Annotated in this window: 20 protein-coding genes and 1 pseudogene; 9 read left to right on the forward strand and 12 right to left on the reverse strand. The window is 67.7% G+C overall.

Features of this window, described 5'->3' with window-relative positions; all coding sequences use genetic code 11:
- Positions 1-54: 54 nt before the first annotated feature.
- From AC3IFE_RS08885 to AC3IFE_RS08900, 4 genes are all read right to left on the reverse strand, one after another.
- Positions 55-1,098 (reverse strand): AraC-like ligand-binding domain-containing protein, encoded by a 1,044-nt coding sequence (locus AC3IFE_RS08885; protein WP_489190270.1) that lies wholly within the window; start codon positions 1,096-1,098, stop codon positions 55-57.
- A gap of 144 nt (positions 1,099-1,242) precedes the next feature.
- Complete coding sequence (locus AC3IFE_RS08890) at positions 1,243-2,769, reverse strand: amidase (protein ID WP_089469717.1); 1,527 nt, start codon at positions 2,767-2,769, stop codon at positions 1,243-1,245.
- Positions 2,770-2,824: 55 nt separating this feature from the next.
- Positions 2,825-3,883 carry an aliphatic aldoxime dehydratase gene (gene oxdA, locus AC3IFE_RS08895; RefSeq protein WP_089469716.1) on the reverse strand — a complete coding sequence of 353 codons (1,059 nt, stop codon included), beginning with the start codon at positions 3,881-3,883 and terminating at the stop codon, positions 2,825-2,827.
- 95 nt (positions 3,884-3,978) lie between these two features.
- A complete protein-coding gene (locus AC3IFE_RS08900) occupies positions 3,979-4,875 on the reverse strand; it encodes a transporter (protein WP_489190271.1) in 897 nt (298 codons plus the stop codon).
- Between the two features lie 511 nt (positions 4,876-5,386).
- Here AC3IFE_RS08900 and nthA point away from each other — a divergent pair.
- From nthA to AC3IFE_RS08920, 4 genes are all read left to right on the forward strand, one after another.
- Positions 5,387-5,986, forward strand: coding sequence for a nitrile hydratase subunit alpha (gene nthA / locus AC3IFE_RS08905; protein WP_089469714.1), 600 nt, complete (start codon positions 5,387-5,389; stop codon positions 5,984-5,986).
- Positions 5,987-6,031: 45 nt separating this feature from the next.
- On the forward strand, positions 6,032-6,685 hold the full coding sequence (gene nthB, locus AC3IFE_RS08910; protein WP_089469713.1) for a nitrile hydratase subunit beta: 654 nt from the start codon (positions 6,032-6,034) through the stop codon (positions 6,683-6,685).
- Positions 6,682-7,944, forward strand: a complete 1,263-nt coding sequence (locus tag AC3IFE_RS08915) for a GTP-binding protein (RefSeq protein ID WP_489190272.1) — start codon at positions 6,682-6,684, stop codon at positions 7,942-7,944. Before nthB ends, AC3IFE_RS08915 begins: the two co-directional genes overlap by 4 nt.
- Before the next feature lie 187 nt (positions 7,945-8,131).
- A complete protein-coding gene (locus tag AC3IFE_RS08920) occupies positions 8,132-8,719 on the forward strand; it encodes a LysE family translocator (RefSeq protein ID WP_126366428.1) in 588 nt (195 codons plus the stop codon).
- A gap of 12 nt (positions 8,720-8,731) precedes the next feature.
- Here the strand turns inward: AC3IFE_RS08920 and AC3IFE_RS08925 are convergent, their stop codons facing one another.
- Positions 8,732-9,577 carry a helix-turn-helix domain-containing protein gene (locus AC3IFE_RS08925; protein ID WP_301737872.1) on the reverse strand — a complete coding sequence of 282 codons (846 nt, stop codon included), beginning with the start codon at positions 9,575-9,577 and terminating at the stop codon, positions 8,732-8,734.
- A gap of 160 nt (positions 9,578-9,737) precedes the next feature.
- On the opposite strand from AC3IFE_RS08925, the gene AC3IFE_RS08930 reads away from it, so the two are divergent.
- Positions 9,738-10,532: an SDR family NAD(P)-dependent oxidoreductase gene (locus AC3IFE_RS08930; RefSeq protein WP_089469709.1), complete on the forward strand. Its 795-nt coding sequence runs from the start codon at positions 9,738-9,740 to the stop codon at positions 10,530-10,532.
- Positions 10,533-10,580: 48 nt separating this feature from the next.
- Here the strand turns inward: AC3IFE_RS08930 and AC3IFE_RS08935 are convergent, their stop codons facing one another.
- The 5 genes from AC3IFE_RS08935 to AC3IFE_RS08955 form a co-directional block, all read right to left on the reverse strand.
- Positions 10,581-10,955 carry a hypothetical protein gene (locus tag AC3IFE_RS08935; RefSeq protein ID WP_489190274.1) on the reverse strand — a complete coding sequence of 125 codons (375 nt, stop codon included), beginning with the start codon at positions 10,953-10,955 and terminating at the stop codon, positions 10,581-10,583.
- A gap of 222 nt (positions 10,956-11,177) precedes the next feature.
- Positions 11,178-12,248 carry an AI-2E family transporter gene (locus tag AC3IFE_RS08940; RefSeq protein ID WP_089469707.1) on the reverse strand — a complete coding sequence of 357 codons (1,071 nt, stop codon included), beginning with the start codon at positions 12,246-12,248 and terminating at the stop codon, positions 11,178-11,180.
- Positions 12,249-12,388: 140 nt separating this feature from the next.
- Entirely contained in the window at positions 12,389-13,498 is a 1,110-nt protein-coding gene (locus tag AC3IFE_RS08945) for an NADH:flavin oxidoreductase/NADH oxidase (RefSeq protein ID WP_489190275.1), read from the reverse strand.
- A gap of 138 nt (positions 13,499-13,636) precedes the next feature.
- Positions 13,637-14,323, reverse strand: a complete 687-nt coding sequence (locus AC3IFE_RS08950) for a type 1 glutamine amidotransferase domain-containing protein (RefSeq protein ID WP_489190277.1) — start codon at positions 14,321-14,323, stop codon at positions 13,637-13,639.
- Between the two features lie 362 nt (positions 14,324-14,685).
- Positions 14,686-15,714 (reverse strand): substrate-binding domain-containing protein, encoded by a 1,029-nt coding sequence (locus AC3IFE_RS08955; RefSeq protein ID WP_489190279.1) that lies wholly within the window; start codon positions 15,712-15,714, stop codon positions 14,686-14,688.
- 187 nt (positions 15,715-15,901) lie between these two features.
- Here AC3IFE_RS08955 and AC3IFE_RS08960 point away from each other — a divergent pair, with 187 nt between their 5' ends.
- Both AC3IFE_RS08960 and AC3IFE_RS08965 read left to right on the forward strand, forming a co-directional pair.
- A complete protein-coding gene (locus AC3IFE_RS08960) occupies positions 15,902-17,494 on the forward strand; it encodes a glycoside hydrolase family 68 protein (RefSeq protein ID WP_489190280.1) in 1,593 nt (530 codons plus the stop codon).
- Positions 17,495-17,661: 167 nt separating this feature from the next.
- Positions 17,662-19,299 (forward strand): glycoside hydrolase family 32 protein, encoded by a 1,638-nt coding sequence (locus AC3IFE_RS08965; protein ID WP_489190281.1) that lies wholly within the window; start codon positions 17,662-17,664, stop codon positions 19,297-19,299.
- Between the two features lie 71 nt (positions 19,300-19,370).
- On the opposite strand, the pseudogene AC3IFE_RS08970 reads toward AC3IFE_RS08965, so the two are convergent.
- Together AC3IFE_RS08970 and AC3IFE_RS08975 are read right to left on the reverse strand one after the other, a co-directional pair.
- Positions 19,371-20,117, reverse strand: a pseudogene (locus tag AC3IFE_RS08970) (SDR family oxidoreductase); the annotation flags it as partial.
- 122 nt (positions 20,118-20,239) lie between these two features.
- The gene (locus AC3IFE_RS08975) at positions 20,240-21,157 is read right to left on the reverse strand and encodes a LysR family transcriptional regulator (RefSeq protein ID WP_489190282.1); all 918 of its coding nucleotides are present in this window, start codon (positions 21,155-21,157) and stop codon (positions 20,240-20,242) included.
- A gap of 160 nt (positions 21,158-21,317) precedes the next feature.
- Between AC3IFE_RS08975 and pdxR the strand changes: the two genes are divergently transcribed.
- Positions 21,318-22,802 (forward strand): MocR-like pyridoxine biosynthesis transcription factor PdxR, encoded by a 1,485-nt coding sequence (gene pdxR / locus AC3IFE_RS08980; RefSeq protein WP_489190360.1) that lies wholly within the window; start codon positions 21,318-21,320, stop codon positions 22,800-22,802.
- A 96-nt stretch (positions 22,803-22,898) separates the two neighbouring features.
- The gene (locus AC3IFE_RS08985; RefSeq protein WP_089469699.1) at positions 22,899-23,336 is read left to right on the forward strand and encodes a carboxymuconolactone decarboxylase family protein; all 438 of its coding nucleotides are present in this window, start codon (positions 22,899-22,901) and stop codon (positions 23,334-23,336) included.
- Positions 23,337-23,342 lie beyond the last annotated feature (6 nt).

The following is a 23,342-nucleotide window of genomic DNA, read 5'->3' on the forward strand; positions in this document are numbered from 1 at the left end:
CCAGCCGCTTCCGATCGGCGCTGGCCGGCCGCGAACGCGGCCCGGAACGACGCGTTACGCGCGCGGCTTGCCGCCCTGCTCGCGCCACGCCCGCGGCGACATCGCAAACCGCTCGCGAAACACGCGACTGAAATGCGACATGTCGTTGAATCCCCAGCGCAACGCGATGTCGGACACCCGCAGCACCGCGCATTGCGCATTCGCGAGATCCTGCGCGCACCGTTCGAGCCGCAGGTTCAATACGTAGCGCATCAGCGACGTGTTTTCCGCCTCGAACAGCTTGTTGATGTACCGCGACGAAATCCCGATCGACCGCTCGATCATCATCGGGCTCAGCTCCGGATCGTGCAGGTGTTCGAGCAGATGCCGCTTCACCCGCGTCAGCGTCAACGCCTTCATCCTCGATTGCGCGAGATCGTTGCGCTGCATGCCCCCGAGCGTCATCGCGATCAGCGAGATCGCGGTATCCGACAACTGCCGCATCTCGTCCTCGGTCACGCTGCGGATCTGCGCCGACATCTGCTCGAGAAACGCACGCATGACGCTGCCTACGCCCTGCCCGGTGTGCGTCGGGCAGGCCGTGCGGTGCTCCATGCCGACGACGAGCTGGTTCAGGGTCGCGCGGGGAATGCTGACGACGATCTCGCGCCACGACTGGCCGAACTGCAGGTGGTGAGGCCGGGTCGCGTCGTAGACCGCGAAATCCCCGGGGTGCAGCGTGACGATCTTGCCGTCCTGCTCGACCGATTGGCTGCCCTCGAGCATCAATACGCCGAAATACTTGTCCTCATACTCGCTTCGCGCCTGGCGATAGCGCCGAATCACGGCCTGCTCGCTGGCGTAGATTTCCGAGATCCGCATCTTTTCGCATTTGCGCTGCCGCACCTGGCCGAAGAAATCGGCCTTCTGCACGGCCGCGATCTGCACGTCCGCGAACAAACGCAGAATCGTCTCGCGCCAAAACTCGATACGCTGGCTGACCGAGCCGTCGGTCGCCACCTCGATCGCCGAATTCGTCCATTCGTCCGGCGGGCTGTCGTCGGCCGCCGGGCCGGACGCGTCGCCGCTTGCGGCGCGCGGGAAAGGACGCATCGTCATGGTCGTGCCCCACATCGGTTAGCCAACACGCAGCCGGTAGCGTGCCCGTTCAAAAGCGCCTTGTCCAATCGGCAACCGTGCGAGCCGCGTCGCCGGTCGGACCCACAGGTGGCGCGGCGGCGATACGCGGCCGCGCCGGGCATGTCATGCGAACGTCGCCTGACGCCAGTCGGAAGACTGTTCATACGCATAGGCGCAGCGGTAGATCGTCGCCTCGTCGAAGCGGCGCCCGACCAGTTGCAGCCCGATCGGCAGGTCGTCGGCGACCCCGCACGGCAGCGACATGGCCGGATGCCCGGACACGTCGAACGGCGCGGTATTCGCGAGCATCTCGAAAGCACGCGTCAGCGATTCGGACATCGCACAGCCGGGCTTCGGCAGTTCCGACGCGCGTATCGGGACGGTCGGCATCAGCAATACGTCATACGATTGCAGCGCCGTGTCATACGCCGATCGCAAGCGTCGCGCGAGGTTCTGGCACTTCGCGTAATAGCGCCCGCGATACCGGCTCGTGAAATATTCGCCGAGCAGCATCGTCACCTTCACGGTATCCGGCAACTCGTCGGCGCGCTCGCGCCAGCCCGCGTGATGATCGATCATGCCGGTCACGTACAGGCCGCCCCAGTTGAAGCCGTGGCTGTTGCCCTTCATCATCTGCTGCGTCGCCCCCTCGGCCGCGATCGGCAGCCAGATCGCGGTGCCGGCCGCATGCAGCGGCACCGACACTTCGTCGACGCTCGCGCCCAGCTTGCGCAACCGGAGCGCGGCGACCCGCACGGCCTCGTCGACCACTTTCTCCGAATTCGCGAGCCCGAACGCCTCGCGCAGCACGCCGATCCGCAGGCCCGCGATGCCGTCGCGAATCGCGCCGAGATAATCGGCGCGCGGCGGCAACATCCGTTGACGCGGATCGAGCCCGTCGTCGCCCGCGATGACGTCGAGCAGCAGCGCGTTGTCGAGCACGCTGCCCGTCATCGGCCCGAGATGATCGACGGTCGCCTCGATCGGCATCGCGCCGGTGTACGGCACGAGCCCGTGCGTCGGCTTCATCCCGTAGATGCCGCAATAGGCGGACGGGATTCTCACCGAGCCGCCCTGATCGCCGCCGAGCGCCATGTCGACCTCGCCGCTCGCGACCAGCGCGCCGCTACCGGACGACGAGCCGCCCGACGAATATCCGGCCTTGCGCGGATTGTGCACCGGCCCCGACGCGCTCGTGTGCGAGCCGCCGGAAAAGCAGTAGTACTCGCAGGTCGCCTTGCCGGCGATCGTCGCGCCGGCGTCGAGCACCCGCGTGACGACGGTCGCATCGATATCGGGCACGTAGCCCTCGAACGTGCTCGCGCCATTGCGCATCGGCACACCGGCGACGCAGATGTTGTCTTTCACGGCCACCGTCTTGCCGCGCAGCTTGCCGTCGGCGGCGCCGTGGATCGTGCTCTTGCGCGCCCATGCGCCGTAACGGTTCTCGTCGCCTTCCGGGCGATAGCCGGGCGTGCGCGGATACGCGACGACGGGCAGAGGGTCGGGCAGCGCGTCGATCATGTCGTACGCGTCGAAGTTGGCCTGCAGCGCATCGTCGTAGTCGGCGAGCTGGCGGGCATCGACATGAAAGCCGAAACCGGCTGCAATGTCGGACAGTTGTTCGCGGGTCGGGCGTTTGATGGCCATCGACGTTCTCCAGTTCGGTAAGCGGCGGCGCCAGCCTGGGCGGCGCCGGCCGGATTCATCGCGCGACGGCGACGGCGTCGCGCATCAGCCCGGTGCGCGGATGGCAGTTCACGTATTCGTAGACCTGATGCTTTGCGTCGAAGACGGAAACCTCGTGATACAGCCGCAGTTTCGACAGCCCGGTGACGACGCGGAAGAACGTGACGAAGATCCGCAGGTGCGTCGGATGGGATTCGGCCCACCGCTCGAGGCGGTCGAGCGAGCGCCAGTGGCCGATGTTGTAGCTCTCGTCGAGCTCGTTGCCGTCCAGATCGATCGAGCGCACGTAGCGATTGCTGTAGCAGCCGACGTCCTTGCCGTTGTCGCGCAGGAACTCCATTCCGCTGCGCAGCGTCGGCTCGATCTCCTCGAGATACAGCCGGCGCTCGTCGCTCTCCGCCGCGCGCCAGTCCTGACCGGAGCGAATCAGCGCGATGTTGTCGTGCGCCAGTACGACGACACGGCCGCCGCGAGCCGGATCGCCGTCGACGATGCGCAACTCGCCGTCCGCGGCCATCCAGTCCGTCTGCGAGATCGGGAACCGGTCGCGCATCGATCCCCAGTAGCCGTGCTCCTCGATCTCGCCGCTGACGCCGTCCATGATCGCGCCGACGCCGGGGAAATCGCTCGTAAATGCGTAAAGCGTCTCGAACTGCTCGGCGCGCGGCGCGACGATTTCCCGGAAGTAGCCGATCCCGTCCGCGAGGCGTGCGTCGGAGGCCCACCATTCGACGAGCGCCGGCGACGCGATCCAGCGCGCATACGCGGCCGGATCGCGCCAGTAGCCGACGGCAATCAGGTTCTCGTAGCCCTGGTCGTCGGTGTGTTGCGTCAGGTCGAAATTGTTCGGGCCGTCCTGCGCACCGAAATCGGCGACGATCCGGCGCAACGCGGCCAGTGCCGCCGCGCGCTTGTCGGCGCCGCGATACTGGACGCCGAAATAGCCCATCACGACCTGGCTCAGGTCTTCGGCGGCCCGGGCGACGTACATCGGGAACGGCGGCTGGTAATCGTCGGCGACGCGGCGCGACAGCGTCCGCGGGCACATCAGGTGTTTGTCGATGGCGGATTCCATGCGTGATCTCTCTGGAAAGGGAATCGGATGTCGAGGGTTCGACGTGAGGGACACGGAGCGACATGCACCGGCCATAGCCCGGCGCATGCGTGTCGTCAGAAGATGTGCGCGTAACGCAGGCCGGCGAGCACGCTGTTCTTCGGGCCGTTGCGCACGCTCAGGTCGGTGCCGAGCTGGATTTGCACCTGGTCGGCCTTCGTCACGAACTTCGCCGCGGTGAGCCGCAGGCGCGTCGTGCGCAACGCGTCGTTGTTGTCCGCGCCGTCGACGCGCGTTTCTCCGCCCCAGAGCTGGGTGATGCCGACCCCGAGCGACGTGCCCGGATCGGGCATGTAACGCACCATCGCCTGGGCGCTGTAGCTCATCCGCTGATGCAGCGTCGCACCGCTCGCGCCGTACGACGTGTTGTTGCCGTACCAGATCGCGTCGCCGACGAGATCGAGGGCCCATTGCGGCGAAAAGTGCTTGACGTAGGCTGCCTGGAAATCGAGCGACCAGCGGTTGGCGCCGAGATTGAGGCCGCGGTTCCGGTCGTAACTCCCGGTCGGCGCATAAACGTAGACCGTCGCGGCGACGACGTCCTTCGCTTCGTTCAGGCGGAATTTCAACGGCGCGGTCAGGATCACGTCGCCGACGCCGTTCGTACTGCCAAGCGTGCCTGCGTTGCCGAAACTGCTGATGTGACCGAACGGCAGCAGCACCTGCGGATCGATCGTGAGCCTGTCGGTGAGCTGGAACACGTGCAGCAGGCGGGCGATGCCGACATTGGACTGCAGGTCGAAATCCGACGTCCGGTGGCCATTCGCGTAGTACGCGTTCGTCGCCGAATAGTTGTAGTACAGCACGCCGATCGTCGCGCCCACCGGATACTGCTCGTAGTCGCCGGGATCGACCTCGACCGCGCCAGCGTAATGCGATGCGACGACCATCAGCGACAGGCCGATCCACCGCGCGACGCGCTTCAGTTTCATTCTGTTGACGTTGTCCATCATGCTCCTCACCTGGATGCGCAGACACCGCCACGCTCGACGCACGACGAACGGGGATCGTTGCCGGACGGTGGAATCGCGGGGTGCTGGCTGACTGTTATTCCGCCGGTACTCGAGGGAGCGCCGACGATTCGCGACATCGAACGGCCGTCGCTTGAGGATGAGAATAGAAAGGCAAAATCCGCATTTCTGTTTTCCGGCGGAACAAGAAATTGGCTGTGGCGGACCTCCGCGGCCAGTGCCCGGCAGCGGTCGCAAGACGGGCGCGGGCTGCCGCCGTTTCATGCCGGACGCCCTGCCGATGCCGCGAATCGCCGCGCATCCGGTGCGCGTCGGCGCCTGCCGTGCAATGGGGCCGTCTCGGCATAGTTTCCGATCCGTGCCGGCAAAGAACCGCGTTTTTTCTCTTCTTACCCTGCTCGTCGAGCGTGACCGACACGACGCGCCATCCCCCGCCACGGCAGCCGCCACGCCGTGGCGGCGGTCGCCCCGAACCACGACAAGGAGCCCCACGATGAATACGACGCCTTCCGAGAAAACCGCCTCGACGCCCGGCGAACGCGCCTGGGCGCTGTTTCGCGTGATGAAAGAGAAGAACCTGATTCCCGACGGCTATATCGACAATCTGACCGAGCTGATGTCCACGACCTGGGATCCGGCCAACGGCGCGCGCATCGTCGCGCGTGCGTGGGTCGACCCCGCGTTTCGCGAACTTCTGCTGAAGGACGGCACGGCCGCATGCGCGCAATTCGGCTACACCGGCCCGCAGGGCGAATACATCGTCGCGCTCGAAGACACGCCGACGCTGAAGAACGTGATCGTCTGCAGCCTGTGCTCATGCACGAACTGGCCGGTGCTCGGGTTGCCGCCCGAGTGGTACAAGGGCTTCGAATATCGTGCGCGGCTCGTCCGCGAAGGGCGCACGGTGCTGCGCGAGCTCGGCACCGACCTGCCCGACGACGTCGTCGTGAAGGTTTGGGACACCACCGCCGAAAGCCGCTATCTCGTGCTGCCCGTGCGGCCGGCCGGCACCGAGCACATGACCGAGGAACAACTGCGCACGCTCGTCACGAAGGACGTGCTGATCGGCGTCGCGCTGCCGCGCGCGCACTGACGCGTCCCCACGTTTCGCTTTCGACCTTCCTCTCGGAGATCACATATGGACGGCTTTCACGACCTCGGCGGATTCCAGGGTTTCGGCCCGGTGCCGCATACGATCAACAGCCTCGGCTACAAACCGGTCTTCAAGGAAGACTGGGAGCATCTCGCGTACAGCCTGATGTTCGTCGGGGTGGATCAACTGAAAAAATTCAGCGTCGACGAGGTGCGTCACGCGGTCGAACGCATCGACGTGCGCCAGCACGTCGGCACGCGCTACTACGAGCGCTACGTGATCGCGACCGCGACACTGCTCGTCGAAACCGGCGTGCTCACGCAGGACGAACTCGACCGCGCGCTCGGTGCGCCTTTCCGGCTCGCGAACCCGCCGCGATCCGGCGGCCGGGCGGCCCCGCTCGACTCGACGCGGTTCGAGGTCGGCGATCGCGTCGTCGTTCGCGACGAATACGTCAGCGGACACATCCGCGCGCCGGGCTACGTTCGCGGCAAGACAGGCGTCGTGCTGCACCGGACGACCGAATCGTGGCCATTCCCGGACGCGATCGGCCACGGCGACACCGGCGCCGCGCATCAGCCGACCTATCACGTCGAGTTCCGCGTGAAGGATCTGTGGGGCGACGCCGCCGACGACGGCTATGTCGTGGTCGACCTGTTCGAAGGCTACCTGGATCGCGCGTCCGGGCAGAGCGCATGACGACGCCGGCCATTCGACACGTGCCGGCCGCTCCGCCGCCGAGGATTCCGGTCACCGTGCTGTCCGGCTTCCTCGGCGCCGGGAAGACGACGTTGCTGAACCATATCCTGCGCAATCGCGCCGGCCTGAAGGTCGCCGTGATCGTCAACGACATGAGCGAAGTCAACGTCGACGCCGACGATGTGCGACGCAACGTCGAGCTGCATCGAGGCGAGGACGAACTGGTCGAAATGACCAACGGTTGCATCTGCTGCACGCTGCGCGCCGATCTGCTCGAGCAGATCAGCACGCTTGCGCGGCAGCATCGCTTCGATTATCTGCTGATCGAGTCGACGGGTATCTCGGAGCCGATGCCGGTCGCGGAGACGTTCGCGTTTCTCGACCGGGATGGTTTCAGCCTCAGCGAGCTCGCGCGGCTGGACACGCTCGTCACGGTGGTCAACGGCGAGACGTTCGAGGACATGATCGCGTCGGCCGAACCGGTCACGCGCGACGCCCCGCTCGCGAATGGCAGCGATCCCGATCCGCCGCGCAAGCTGTCAGACCTGCTGATCGAACAAGTCGAATATGCGAACGTGATTCTCGTGAGCCGACTCGACCGGATCGGCCACGCGGGTTTCGAGCGGCTGCGCGCAATTCTGGCGTCACTGAATCCATCGGCGCGAATCCTGCCAATGCAGCACGGCAAGGTCGATCCGTCGGACGTCCTCGATACGCGGCGCTTCGATCTTCCGGCGCTCGTCGAATCGCCGGGATGGATGCAACGCATGCAGGCCGACGAACGCCCGTCGGAATCGGATGCGTACGGGATCGCGTCGTGGGTCTATCGCGAACGTGCGCCGTTTCATCCGGCGCGCCTGCTCGCGTGGCTGCGCCGCCCCTGGACCAACGGCCGACTGCTGCGCTGCAAGGGATATGTGTGGGCCGCGCACCGATACGCCGAAACCGCCCTGCTCGTGCAGGCCGGCGACACGTTCCAGTGGGGCTACGTTGGCCGATGGTGGCGGTTTACGCCGCCGTCGGAGTGGCCGCAAGACGACTACCGTCGCGAGGGCGTGCTGAAACAATGGGAAGAGCCGGCAGGCGATTGCCGACAGGAGATCGTGTTCATCGGGCAGTCGATCGATCACGGCCGGTTGCGTCGCGAACTCGATGCATGCCTGCTGACGGTCGAAGAAATCGACGCAGGGCCGGAGTCGTGGCGCCAGCTTCCGGAAGCCGACGCGTTCGACGCACTTGCGACGCCCGCCCGTTCGTGAAGCGACACTCGATGGCTTCGGCCGCCACGCCTGCGCCCTGTCGCTTTCGGTCGACCCGCGAGCGTTGCGCCCGGTTCAGCGTGACGTGAATCGCGGCCGCGCCGCCAAGGGCAGTTTTCTTCAATACGGGCCGACGCAACGCCCGTAGTCTCGATGCGACTTTCAACATGTCGCATGGAGACACCTGATGAGCATGCTGGTTTCGATGGCCGCGTTCGCGCTGGCCTCGTCGATCACCCCCGGCCCCGTCAACATCGTCGCGCTCAGCGCGGGCGCGCGCCACGGCCTCGGCGCGAGCCTGCGCTACGCGGCCGGCGCGACGCTCGGCTTCGTCGCGCTGTTCCTGCTGATCGGCCTCGGCCTGCACGCGGCGCTCGCCCGCTGGCCCGTGCTGACGACGGCCACGCAGTGGTCGGGGATCGCGTTCCTGCTCTACATGGCGCTGCGGCTCGCGCTCGACGACGGCCGGCTGTCGGCCGATCCGGACGTGGCCGGCCCGTCGGCGGCGGCCGGCGCGGCGATGCAGTGGCTCAATCCGAAGGCGTGGCTCGCGTGCGTGGCCGCGATGGGCGCGTATGCATCCGACGGCGACCGCGCGCAGGTCTGGCAGTTCGCCGCGCTGTATCTGGTGATCTGCTTCGCGTCGATCGCCTGCTGGGGCTATGCGGGCGCATCGCTGCGGCACCGGCTCGCGAACGCGCGGCGCATGCGCGTGTTCAACCGGTTGATGGCGCTGCTGCTCGCGGGCAGCGCGCTGTTTCTGCTCGACGTGTAGCCGCCGTCGCGTTCAGCGCATCGCGCTGCGGTACTGCCCCGGCGTCGCGGCTGCGATTCGCCGGAACGCGCGCTGGAAATGCGCCTGGTCCGCAAAGCCGGCGTCGAGCGCGACTTCGGCGATCGGCCGGCCGCGGCGCAACTCGGTGCGGCCGTATTGCACGCGCCGATCGATCAGGAACGCATGCGGCGTCATCCCGTAACGCGCATTGAACGCGCGGATCAGGTACGACGGCGACAGGTCGGCCGCCGCGCAGATCGCATCGAGCGTGACGGCCTCGCGGCAATGGGCGGCGATGTAGTCGGCCGCGCGCGCGAGCTTCGCGTTGTCGTCGCCCGGCCGCGGGGCGAGCGGTTCGCGATCGAGCGCGCCGTGCAGCGCTGTGAAGAATTCGACCGCCGCGCTCTCCTTGCCGAGCGCATCGAGGCCGGGCGACACGAGCGTGCGGTAGAAGCTACCAAATTGCGCGAACAGATCGCCGCGCTCGGTCAACTTCGGCGAAAACCCGTGAAAATCGCGGTTCGGATCGCGGCCCAGCGAATGCTGCAGCCGCGCGAGCCAAGGCACGTCGACATAGACCATCCGGTACGCCCACGCATCGGGGCCGTACGGATTGCATGCGTGCACCTGCTCCGGATCGATGATCACGAGCACGCCGCGCCCGACGTGAGCGTGCGTCGCGCCGTTCACGTACGTGCTCGTCCCGCCGACGATCGCGCCCACCGAAAACGTGTCGTGCGTATGCTTCGCGTAGCAGATCGCGCGCCCGTCGTCGACGGTGCGCGCCTCGATGAACGGCAGCGCGCCATCGCGCCAGAACGGCGACGGTACGGCGGATCGGTTGGCGGTACGGGTCACGCGGCGGGCTCCAGGTTCGAACGGCGAACGCTCACCGTACAAGACTGGGCGGCGCCGCGCAACAGCGAGCCGACGCCCGGCGGCTGGATCGCCTAAGCTTTGAATTCGGCCGCCGCGGCAAACGCGGCGGGTTCCCTTTCCTCTTCCAACCGGTACGCTCATGCAGATCGATCTGAAAGGCAAGACCGCGGTCGTTACCGCTTCCACCGCCGGCATCGGGTTCGCGATCGCCGAAGGGCTCGCGCGCGCCGGCGCGCACGTCGTCGTCAACGGCCGCAGCGATGCGTCGGTGCAGTCCGCGCTCGGGAAATTGCGCGACGCCGTGCCCGGTGCAAGCTTCGACGGCGTCGCCGCCGACCTGTCCGACGCGGCCGGCGTCGCGCGCGTCACGCAGCACACGCCGAACGCCGACATTCTCGTCAACAACGCGGGCATTTACGGCCTGAAGGCGTTCTTCGACATCGACGACGCCGAATGGGAGCATTTTTTCCAGATCAACGTGATGTCCGGCGTGCGGCTCGCGCGGCATTACCTGAAAGGGATGATCGAACGCAATGCCGGGCGCATCGTGTTCATTTCGTCGGAATCGGGCCTGAACATCCCCGTCGACATGATTCATTACGGGTTCACGAAAACCGCGCAGTTGTCGATCGCGCGCGGCCTCGCGAAGCTCGCGGCCGGCACCCACGTGACCGTCAATTCGGTGCTGCCGGGCCCGACGATGTCCGAAGGCGTGCGCGAGATGCTGAAGGCGCAGGCCGACGAAACGGGCCGCAGCATCGACGACATCGCCGTGGAGTTCGTGCGCAGCGAACGTGCGAGTTCGATCATCCAGCGGCCGGCGACGACGGAGGAAGTCGCGAACATGGTCGTGTACGTGTGCTCGCCGCAGGCATCGGCCACGACCGGTGCGGCGTTGCGCGTCGACGGCGGCGTGGTCGACACGATAGCGTGACGGCCGTGACGGCCATATGACCCGCCCGCGCGGCGCGTGGCCGCCGCGCTATCGCGACGCGCGCTTGCCAGGCTGAAGCGTGCCCTTGCGATCGGCGTCCATGCAGGTATCGAAGCCGGACTGCATGACGACGCCGGCCTTGTCGAACACGACGAAGTACGCCCGGTGATCGTTGCCGTGCTCGATGAAGTAGTTGTAGCAGACGCCGCTGCCGTTGCGGACCATCCAGACGCTGCGCGGGTTGCCGGCGGCGCGGACGACGTCGGCGCGCGTCGCGCCGTGCCGCGACGCGGCCCGTGCCAGCGGCGTGCGCGAATACGAGAACGGCAACCACGAGTCGAACCACGCACAGCCGTGCAACATCAGGCAACTGGCGGCCAGGGACAGCGTCGCTGCGGGACGGGCCATCGGAATCAATCGCATGCTCGGGAAATCTGCTGCGCCATACCGGCGTGATCGAAAACCCCATGCTACTCGACCTTTGGGTCCGGATCGAAAAGAAATGTAGAGATCTTTATCCGAATCCCCGCGTTTGCGGGCGTGCGCGCCGGTCGAATCGTCAGCGATCGTTGCAGCCGGCCCATGCTTGCGCGCGCAACCGCATTGCCGTGCCGTTGCGTCGAACCGATGCAACGGCCTCCGCCGTCACGCGATCCATTCGGCCCACAGCATCGTCAGCACCGTCATCAGCGCGGGGCCGACGAACAGCCCGATCAGGCCGAACGTCTCGGCGCCGCCGAGGATGCCGAACAACACGAGCAGGAACGGCAACCGTGTCGAACCGCCGATCAGCACCGGCCGCACGAAATGCTCGGCGATGAACACGACGATGAACCCGAGCGCCGCGACCACGACGGCCCACATGGTCGCCCCCTGCACGAACAACCAGAGCGCCGCGCCGCAGAACACGACCGGCGCGCAGAACGGCAGCATCGCGGCGACCGCCGTGACGAGCCCGAGCAGCGCCGCGTGCGGCACGCCCGCGAGCGCGTAGGCGATACCGAGCAGCGCGCCCTCGCCGAGCCCGACGACGACGAGCCCCGTCACCGTGCCGTACACGGCCGCGACCATGCGCTCGATCAATTCCGCGCCGTTACGCCCGAACGCGCGCCGCGCGCCCTGCAGCAACGCACCCGACAGCTTGTGGCCCGCGCGCAGGATCACGAACAGCGTGACGAGCATGAAACCGAATTCGAGCAGCACATGCGCGAGCTTCGTGCCGAATTGCCGGCCGAACGCGATGAATTTCTCGCCGTTGACGCCGTGCATCGCGGTGGCCGCATGCAGCGGATGGCCGAGATTGGCCTGCCACCATTCGGTGATCTGCGCCGCGCCGTACGGCAACCGGTTGATCACGTCCGGCAACGGGATGCCGTTGTCCTGGATCGTGTGCAGCCACTCGCGCAGGTCGTGCGCCTGCGCGAACGCCTGGGTCGTCGCGACCGCCACCGGCAGCACGACGAGCAGCGAGATCGCCGCCGTGATGACGGTCGCGATCAGCGTCGGCCGATTGCGGAACAGCCGGTGCGATTCGAAGCATTTCAGCAGCGGCCACATCGCGATGGCGATCACGCACGCCCATGCGATGGCGGGAATGAAGTCGCGGATCACCCACAGCGCGAGCACCAGCAGCGCCGCATACAGCGCGATGCGGGCGACCTGCTGCGCGCGCGGCCGCGCGGCGGAATCGGAAGACGACGGGACATGTGCGCCCATGGCACCTCTGTCGAAATGAAAAAATGGCGGTTCGTCCAGGCAACGGGCCTGGACGAACCGCCATTCTATCCATCGGCGCCGGATCGGCGGCTCGCGCGATCGAAGCGCGGGCCACCCGGCGCCGTGTCGACGCGCGCCGCTCAGGCCACCTTGTCGGCGATCCGATAGCGCTCGAGCCAGTGCGCATACGGCGCGGGCAGCGTCCACGACGGACGCTCGACGCCGAGCTGCTTGGCCGCGTAGTACGGCCAGTGCGGGTCGGCCAGGTGCGCGCGGCCGACCATCACCAGATCGAGCTGCTCTTTCTCCACCACGCGGTTCGCCAGTTGCGGCGTATCGATTCCCCACGCGGACGACACCGGCAAGCCGGCCTCGCGGCGCACGCGCTCGGCGATCGGCGCGAGGAACGCCGGGCCCCACGGAATCTGCGCGTCGGGCGTCGAGAAGCCGACCGACACGCTCAGCATGTCGAGCCCTTCCCGCTTCATCCGCTGCGTGAGCGCGATCGACTCGGCGAGCGTCTCTTCGTCGCGGCCGTCGTATTCGATCACGCCCAGGCGCGCGGTCAGCGGCAGATGCTCGGGCCAGACCTTGCGAACGGCCGCGAGCGTGTCGACGAGGAAGCGGCCGCGGTTGTCGGCCGAACCGCCGTATTCGTCGGTGCGCTGGTTCGAATGCACGGAGAAGAAGCTCTGGCCGAGATAGCCATGCGCGAAGTGCAGTTCCAGCCATTCGAAGCCGAGGTCGCGCGCCCGCTGCGCGGAAGCGACGAAGTCGGCCTGCACGCGCGCGATGTCGTCGTGCGTCATTTCGCGCGGCACCTTCGGCAGGTGCGCACCGAACGGCACGGCCGAAGGCGCGATGGTCTGCCAGCCGCGCGGATCGCCTTCGGCGATATGGTCGTCGCCTTCCCACGGGCGGTTCGCGCTCGCCTTGCGGCCCGCGTGCGCGATCTGGATGCCGGGCACCGCGCCGGCCGCCTTGATCGCCGCGACCGACGGCGCGAACGCCTCGGCCTGCGTGTCGTTCCACAACCCCGCGCAGCCCGGCGTGATGCGGCCTTCCGGCGACACGGCCGTCGCCTCCGCGATCACGAGGCCCGCGCCGCCGCGCGCGATGCCGGCCAGATGCACGTGATGCCAGTCGTTGACGACGCCGTCTTCGGCGACGTACTGGCACATCGGCGGCACCGCGATACGGTTGCGCAGCGTGACATCCTTGAGTTTGAACGGTTCGAACAGGGCAGACATCCACGACTCCTTTGCTGGGTTCTGCAAAACGGGGGAATGCGCCGTGCGGTGCGCACGGCGCAACGGTGCGGGCCGTCGGCGGGCCGGCTGCGTCCGGCGACGGCAAGGACGAGGCGCCGGACGCAGCCGGCGCCATGTTCAGCGGTGGCCGAGCTTCGCGAGCAGCGCCTCGGCCGCGGGCGCCGACGACGCGGGGTTCTGCCCGGTGATCAGCAGCCCGTCGGTGACGACATGCGGCGCCCAGTCGGCGCTGCGCTCGAATTCGGCGCCGTTGGTCTTCAGCATGTCCTCGACGAGGAACGGCACGACCTCGGTCAACTCGACCGCCGCTTCCTCGCTGTTGGTGAAGCCCGTCGCGCGCTTGCCGCGCACGACCGACTCGCCGGTCTGCGGGTTCTTCACGTGGCGCAGCACGCCCGGCGCGTGACAGACCGCCGCGACCGGCTTGCCGGCCGCCAGCGTGCGCTCGATCAGGGCGATCGAATGCAGATCCTCGGCGAGATCCCACAGCGGGCCGTGGCCGCCCGGGTAGAACACCGCGTCGTAGTCCTCCGCCGACACGTCGGCCAGCTTGCGCGTCGACGCGAGTTCGGCCTTGGCCGCCGCATCCGCGTCGAAGCGGCGCGTCGCGTCGGTCTGGGCCGTCGGGTCACTGCTCTTCGGGTCGAGCGGCGGCTGGCCGCCCTTCGGCGACGCGAGCGTCAGCTCGATGCCCGCATCCTTGAACGTGTAGTACGGCGCGGCCAGTTCCTCGAGCCAGAAGCCGGTTTTCTTGCCGGTGTCGCCGAGCGTGTCGTGCGAGGTCAGGACAACCAGAATCTTCATGATCGGACACTCCTTCGAAAATGAACGGGGGAACGGGGCCGCACGTCGACGCGGCGCGCCTGTCGGTTAGTCCGCCCACGCGCGACAACGTGCGATTCATTCATCCCCATGCGATATATGCCTATTAGACCAGTCGTCTAGAAGCGGCCGAAATAAAACGACGGCGTCCCGCTACATGAAGCTGCCGGAGACGTCGCCGCATTCAGAAGGATGGATCATATCCTCGATTAGACCGGTCGTCTAGAGGAACGCGTATTCGCCCTTGCCGGTGTCATGGCCTTTGCGACGGAGGCACAGTTCGGTAACGGGCGTCGTCACTTTGCCGGCCGGCGTGCCTCCGCCGCCGCGCCGGCTACCGCCCGCTACCCGCGCAACGGCCCGTCCGTGTCACCCGCGTCGATTGCAGGCGCTTCGAGCCGGTGCTCGCGCACGCCGTCGTCGAGCAGACGCAGCATCAGTTCCGCCAGCACGCGGCCCGATGCGTGCCCGGTCGGCTGCACGACCGCCGTGACACGATACGGGTGCGCGATATCGGGCGGCACACCGTCATAGACGATCAACGACATATCGGCCCCCAGGCGCAGGCCGCTGTCGACCAGCGCGCGAAACGCGCCGCCGCCCGCGAGGTTGTTGTCGACCAGCAGCGCGGTCGGCGGCTCGGCCCGCGCGAGCAACGCCCGCGCCGCCTGCTGGCCGCCGTCGTGCGTAAACGGACATTCGACGAGCAGCGCCGGATCGGCCTCGATACCGGCTTCGCGCAATGCCTCCAGATAACCGGCGCGCCGCTGCGCGGCGAAAGTCAGCGTCAGCGGCGCGCTGATCATCGCGATGCGCCGATGCCCGAAGCCGATCAGCCGGCGCACAGCATCGCGCGCGCCCGCCTCGTTGTCGAAATCGAACCACGCATACGAGCCGGCCGCCTGCGTGCGACCGTACGCGACATACGGAAACGCGCTCGCATGAAGATACGCGATACGCGGATCGTCGACCTGCGTGCGCGCGACGATCAGCCCGTCGACGAGCTTGCCGTCGACGATCCGCCGATAGGTGTCCAGTTCCGCGTTCGGTCGCGCCGACGCGATGATGAAGTCGAGATTGCGCTCGGCGAGCCGCTCGGTGATGCCCGCGACGACCTCGCCGAACCGCGGATCGCCGAGATCGCCGGCGCCGAACGGATAGACGATGCCGATCATGTCGGCCCGGCCGGTCGCCAGCCGGCGCGCGGTCGGATCGGCCACGTAGCCCATTTCCCGCGCGGCCTTCGCCACGCGCTCGCGCGTCGCCTCGCTGACGTCGTCGTAACCGTTCAACGCGCGGCTGACCGTCGTCCGCGACAGACCCAGCGCATCCGACAGCGCCTTCAGATTCACCTTCACCGTCATTCCTCGCATTCGCCGATCCGCCCGGCCGTCCGACGTCCGGGACGCGCCGACCGGGTAATTGTTTCCAGTTGGTAACGATTACCGTCAAATAAATATCTTTTGCGTTCCAAACCGGTTTGAAATAGCATCCAAACCGGTTTGGACATCGATGCCCACTCAGCCGTTCACTTTCACCTTGCCAGGAAACAACGACGAGATGACATACTTTCCCCTTTTCCGCCCGGTCGCGACCAAACGTCTGCTGCTCGCTGGCGGCGCACTCGCCGCCTTCGCGTCCGTCGCGCACGCGCAGTCCGGCGGCACGGGCGCGCCCGTGCCCACGCCTCATACGCAGCAAGCCTACGACCCCGAAGGCAACTTCACGATGCGCTGGACGCGCGCGGACATCCGCCAGATCGTCGCGCAATCGCACACCGCCGGCGCCGACAAGAACTCGCTGCCGCAAGCGCTGACGATGCCGGACATCCCGCAGGATTTCCCGCTGATCAACTCGAACGTGTGGGTGTGGGACACGTGGTCGCTGGCCGACCTGCGCGCGAACCAGCTCAGCTACAAGGGCTGGGAGGTGATCTTCTCGCTCACCGCCGATCCGCACGCGGGCTACACGTTCGACGACCGTCACGTTCACGCCCGCATCGGCTTCTTCTATCGCCGCGCCGGCGTCCCCGCGTCGCAGCGCCCCGCGAACGGCGGCTGGACCTGGGGCGGCCACCTGTTCCCGGACGGCGCGAGCGCCCGGGTGTTCGGCACCGCGCCGATGACCAACAACGCCGAATGGTCGGGCTCCGCGCGCCTCACGAACGGCAGCAACGTCAGCCTCTACTACACCGCGACGTCGTTCAACCGCTCGGCCCCGGGCGGCGCCGACATCACGCCGCCGCAGGCGATCATCACGCGCGCCGACGGCCACATCCACGCCGACGACAAGCACGTGTGGTTCACCGGCTTCGACGATCACAAGGCGCTGCTGCAGCCGGACGGCAACTACTACCAGACCGGCCAGCAGAACACCTACTTCTCGTTCCGCGATCCGTTCGTGTTCACCGACCCCGCGCATCCGGGCAAGACCTACATGGTGTTCGAAGGCAACACCGGCGGCCCGCGCGGCGCACGCACCTGCACCGAGGCCGATCTCGGCTATGCGCCGAACGATCCGAACCGCGAAGATCTCAACGCGGTGATGAATTCGGGCGCAGTGTATCAAAAGGCCAACGTCGGCTTGGCGGTCGCAACGAACCCGCAACTGACCGCGTGGAAGTTCCTGCCGCCGATCCTGTCGGCGAACTGCGTCGACGACCAGACCGAGCGCCCGCAGATCTACCTGAAGGACGGCAAGTACTACCTGTTCACGATCAGCCACCGCACGACGATGGCGGCCGGCGTCGACGGCCCGGACGGCGTGTACGGCTTCGTCGGCAACGGCATCCGCAGCGATTACCTGCCGCTGAACGGCGGCAGCGGCCTCGTGCTCGGCAACCCGACCGACTTCTCCGCGCCGGCCGGCGCGCCGTATGCGCAGGACCCGAACCAGAACCCGCGCGAATTCCAGTCGTATTCGCACTACGTGATGCCGGGCGGGCTCGTCGAGTCGTTCATCGATGCGATCGGCCCGCGCCGCGGCGGCACGCTCGCGCCGACGGTGAAGGTGAACATCAACGGCACGTCGACGACGGTCGACCGCGCGTATGGACGCGGCGGCCTCGGCGGCTACGGCGACATCCCGGCGAACCTGCCTGCGACGGGGGCCGGCCACAACGACGGCAACGGTCAGGGCAATAACCAACACTAACGATCGTCGGTAAAGGCACGAGGTTCAGGAGGCGCGTATCGCGCGTGCCGCGTGCACGCCTCCGCTTTTTTCTTTCGACGTTTCTTTCGACCGGCGCGCATGCCGTCGCTGCAGGCGGCCGGCGCCCTCCTTTCCCGCTTCGTCCGACGAAGCGCCTCCGGCACCGCATGAAATCGACGTCTTTCCGTTTTTCCGCCCGCATCGTCCGGCTGCTGCTCGTTTGCATGGCCTGCACGCAGGCCGCCGCCGCGCCCTGCCCGACGCCCGCCGAACACGGCACGCCGCAATGGCGGCCGGCCCTCCATTACACGCCGCAGCGCAACTGGATGAACGATCCGAACGGGCTCGTCTACGCGAACGGCCGCTATCACCTGTTCTATCAATACAACCCGCTCGGCAACGACTGGGGCAACATGTCGTGGGGCCATGCGACCAGCACCGATCTCGTCCACTGGCGCGAGCAGCCGGTCGCGATGCGCGCGAACGCCACCGAGGAAATCTTCTCCGGCTCGATCGTCGCCGATACGCTGAATACGTCCGGCCTCGGCACACCGGGCCACACGCCGCTCGTCGCGCTCTATACGAGCGTCTACAAGCCCGGCTCGGGGCACGCGCCCGGCGTACAGGCGCAGTCGCTCGCGTACAGCCTCGATCAGGGCACGACCTGGCAGCCGTATGCGCACAACCCGGTGCTGACGCTCGATCCGGAATCGAAGCAATTTCGCGACCCGAAAGTGTCGTGGTATGCGGCGGGAGGCTACTGGTTGATGACGACGGTCGTCGCCGATGCGCACGTCGTGAAGCTCTATCGTTCCGACGACCTGATCCACTGGTCGTTCCTGAGCGACTTCACGCTGCCCCACGTGCCGCATGCGGGCGCGCTGTGGGAAATGCCGGACCTCATACCGCTGCCGCTCGACGGCGATCCGAAGCGAATCAAGTGGGTCATGATCGTCAACGTGAATCCGTGGTCGATCGCCGGCGGCTCCGGCGCGATGTATTTCGTCGGCGATTTCGACGGCCGCACGTTTACGCCCGACCGCGTCGCGCCCGCCGGCTCCGATCCCGCGCAATTCCGGTGGGTCGATCACGGTGCCGACTTCTATGCGGCCGGCACGTTCTCCGATGCACCCGGCGCCCGCCCGGTCGCGATCGCCTGGATGAGCAACTGGGATTACGCGGCAAAGGTGCCGACCGCCCCGTGGCGCGGCGCGACCACGCTGCCGCGCGAATTGTCGCTGAAGGCGATCGACGGCGAGCCGACGCTCATCGTCGCGCCCGCCGCCGCGTTCGACGCCTGGGCCGACGGCCGGCCGGCCGTGCATGAAGGCGACGTCACGGTGGATTCCGCTACCCGCCCGCTGTCGGCCGCCACACGCGGCATCGTCCAGCGCATCACAGTGACGCTCTCGCCGCGGCGTGCCGCGCGCGCCGGGCTGATCGTGCGGCGTTCGGCCGACGGGTCGATCGGCACCCGGATCGTGTACGACACCGCGAAACGCACGCTGACGCTCGACCGCTCGCGATCCGGCGACGCGAATTTCGCCGGCACGTTCAGCCGCGAACACATCGTCGATCTGCCGCTCGAACAGGGAAAACTGCGGCTCGAAATCGTCGTCGATCGCGGCTCGGTCGAAGTGTTCGCGAACGGCGGCCGCGTCGCGCTCACGGACCTGATCTTTCCGCCGCTCGAAGCCGATCGCGTGGCCGTGTTTGCCGAGCAGGGCCGTGCGACGTTTTCGGGACTGACCGTGACGCAGCTGGGAACCGGCGACGATACGCGTGGCGCGTGTACGCCCCGGTAGGTGCGGGTGACGAGGGCCGCTCGCCCGGCAGCGCACGGGCCGGTTACGCACCCCGCCCGCCTCGCCCCGTAGAGCAACCCCATCCCGCCCGACGCGATGATTTCCGCGCCGACGATGAACGCGGATTCCGGCGCACTGAGGTGCAGCACCGTCGACGCGATTTCGTCCGGCGTGCCGAACCGGCCGATCGGCACGAGACCCTTGATCTTGTCGGCCGTTTCGTCGAACGTCGCCGCATCGAGCCCGAGCTTGCCGTACAGCGGCGTCTGCACGGGCCCCGGGCTCACCACGTTCACGCGCACGCCGTGCGGCAGCAGTTCCGTCGACAGCGTCTTCGCGAACGAATTGACGGCCGCCTTGCTCGCCGCGTACACCGACGAGCCGGGCATCCCGATGTGCGCATTGATCGAGCCGTTGATCACGATCGATGCGCCGCGATTCAGCAGCGGTACGAGCGACTGGATCTGGAAATACGCGCCCTTCACGTTGGTGTTGAACACGAGATCCCACATCGCTTCGTCGCTGTCGGCGAACGGCGCGAGTTTCGCGACGCCCGCGTTGACGAACACGGCGTCGAGCCGCGCGCCGGCTGCGGCGATCGCGTCGGCCCGCGCGCGGGCCGACGCGACGCTGCCGGCTTCGTTGCGAATCGCGAGCGCGCTTTCGCCGAGCGTTTGACGGGCGGCTTCCAGCGTTTCGGCGTCGCGGCCGGTGATGATGACCCGCGCGCCTTCGGCCGCGAATGCGTGGGCGGCCGCCAGGCCGATGCCGCTGCTGCCGCCCGTGACGAGGACCGTCTTTCCTTCGAAGCGTTGCATGATGTTCTCCTGTGAACCGGTGAGTTGACCGTGAACACAGGATGCGCGCGGCGCGCGGCGTTGCCATACGACCGACGCGACGAACATGTTCGAAAACGTCGAACATGTTGGTGCGGGCGCGTTCAGCCGAGCACGTCGATCCCGTCGAGCAGCCGCCGTGCGAGCCGCGGCTCGCGCAATTGCTCCAGCCACCATTGCAGCGCGCGACCGTCTCGGTCGTCGTGCCACGCGACGTACAGCAGATTCGGCTCGCGCGGGTCGGCCGTCGGTTTCTCGACCAGTTCGCCGCGCGCCAGCAGCGACGCGACCCGCCGGCGCGGCACCCAGCCGACGCCGAGCGCATCGCGCTGCGCGAGGATCTTCGCGCGCATCGACGGCACCGCGAGCACGGCCTGGCCGCCGAGCAGCCCATACGCGCGACCGGCCGCGCGCCGCGACGAATCGGCGACGACGACCGATCGGTGCGCACCGATCGCGTCGCGCGTCAGCGCCCCGCTCGCGGCCGCCAGCGGATGGCGCGGCGATACCGCGAACACCCATTCCATCGCGCCGAGTTCGAACCACTTGAGGCCCGGAATCGCCGGCGGCTCGTTGGTCGCGCCGACGACGAGATCCGCGCGGCCGTCGCGCAACGCTTCCCAGGTCCCGCCGAGCACCTCGTGCGTGAAGCGCAGCGATACGCCCGAATCGAGCGCATCGAACGCGCGGACGACCGGCAGGAGCGTATCGAACTCCAGCACCTCGTCGCTGACGATCCACAGCCGGTCCTCCCAGCCGCTCGCGACCTGCCGCACGCGCTGCGTCAGCCGGGCGACGTCGAGCGCCAGCCGCGCCGCCTCGTCGGCCAGCAATTGCCCGGCCGGCGTGAGCTGCAGCCGGTAGCCGCGGCGGTCGAACAGCAACGCGTCGAAGCGCGTTTCGAGCTGGCGCGCCGCGTGCGACACCGTCGACGGCGCCTTGCCGAGCCGCGCGGCGGCACGCGACAGGCTGCCGGTGGCGCGGATCGCGTCGAGCAGCGCCAGTTCGTCTTCGGACAGCATGAGGTCGCTCCACGGTGAGGTTTGTCGTGGATCGTAAGGCAGCCGCGCACAGCGGTCCAATCGCGTGATGGCGGCTGCGAGCCCCGAACCGCCGCCGGCACGGTCGACTTCCGGTATGCTGATCGACGCAAAATCCCAGGGAATCGAGGTAACCACTGCGATGGACATCGCGATCCGCATCGAAGGCCGTCACGACCTGACGGGGCAAATCTTCCGGCAACTGCGCACGGCGATCGTCGACGGGCGTCTCGAAGGCGGCGCGCGGCTGCCGTCGACGCGCGACCTCGCGAAACAGCTCGGCGTGTCGCGCAAGACGACGCTCGACGCGTTCGAGCGCCTCGTCGCCGAGGGCTACCTGACGACGCGCGCGGGCGACGGCACGTTCGTCGCCGGCGGCCTGGCGCGCGTGCCGCATGCCGCGGCCGCGTCGGCGCCGTCGATCGTCGACGAGATGCCGCGCATCGACGCGGTCGATGCGCGTGCGGTGTGGAACGACCTGCCCGACGCGCTCGCGATGCCCGCGCCGCAGGACTCGCCCGGCTTCGACTTTCGCGGCGGCGTGACCGACAAGACGCTGTTCCCGTTCGACGCGTGGCGGCGCTGCCTGCATCACGCGCTGCGCCAGCAGGCGCGCGGCCCCGGCCAATACCACGACCCGGCCGGCGATCCACAATTGCGCGGCGCGATCGCGCGCTACGTCGGATTCAGCCGTGCGGTCGCATGCAGCTGGGACGACGTGCTCGTCACGCAAGGCGCGCAACAGGCGCTCGACCTGCTCGCGCGCGTCGTCGTCCGACCGGGCGACGTCGTCGCGGTCGAGGATCCCGGCTATCCGCCCGCGCGCGCCGCATTCACGTCGCTCGGCGCGACGGTGATCGGCGTGCCGGTCGACGCGCAGGGCCTCGTCACGGAACGGCTGCCCGACGACGTGCGGCTCGTCTACGTGACGCCGTCGCACCAGTTCCCGCTCGGCATGCCGATGACGCTCGATCGCCGCGTCGCGCTGCTCGAATGGGCGCAGCGCCGCCGCGCGGTGATCATCGAGGACGACTACGACGGCGAATTCCGCTTCGAGGGCCGGCCGGTCGAATCACTGAAGAGCCTCGACCGCACGGGCCTCGTCGCGTACGTCGGCACGTTCTCGAAGACGATCTTTCCCGAGCTGCGGATCGGCTACGCGATTGCGCCGCGCGCGCTGCGCGGCGCGCTGGCCAAGGCGAAGCAGATCGTCGACTGGCACACGTGCACGCTGACGCAGGCGGCGCTCGCGCGCTTCATGCTCGAAGGCGATTTCGCGCGGCACCTCAAGCGCGTGCAGAAGCACTACGACGCGCGTCGCAAGATGCTGATCGCGCACCTGCGCGGCGAACTCGCGCCGTGGTTCGACGCGATCGTGCCGAGCGCCGGCATCCATCTGGCCGCGCACCTGAAACCGGGGCTCGACGAAGCGGCGCTGGTCCGCGCGGCGCACGCGCGGGACATCGGCCTGTACGGGATTTCCGCGTTCCACGTGGGCGTGCCGGTGCGCGCGGGCCTGCTGTTCGGCTATGGCGGGATCGACGCGCTGCGCATCGACACCGCGCTCGCGAAGCTGGCCGGCTTGCTGGATGCCGGCATCGCGGGCGGGCCGCCACTGGCTACCTGAATTTCCATGAAATTGGTTATTCAAGCAGGCCATTACGACGCTTAAAGTGGGTCCTGTCGCGCCACCCCGGCGCTACCCAACCGAAAAGGACCCGCCATGCAACCGCGCCTGAACTTCTATGCCGCCAGCCCGAATGCGATCAAGGTGATGCGCAACGCCGAGGAATTCCTCGCGAAGAGTTCGATCGAGAAGCCGCTCGCCGAACTCGTCCGCCTGCGCGCGTCGCAAATCAACGGCTGCGCGTTCTGCGTCGACATGCACACGACCGACGCGCGCAAAGGCGGCGAAACCGACCGCCGTCTCGCGACGGTCGTCACGTGGCGCGAAACGCCGTTCTTCACCGAGCGCGAACGCGCGGCGCTGGAATGGACCGAGGCGTTGACGCTGGTGGCCAGCAACCATGTGCCCGACGCCGTCTGGGAAGCCGTGAAGCCGCACTTCACCGACGAGGAGCTGGTCGACCTGTCGATGCTGATCGCGACGATCAACGCGTGGAACCGCCTCGCGATCGCGTTCCGCAAGATGCCCGAGTAAGGCGGC

Source organism: Burkholderia sp. APQ4-4ca (assembly GCF_057837105.1).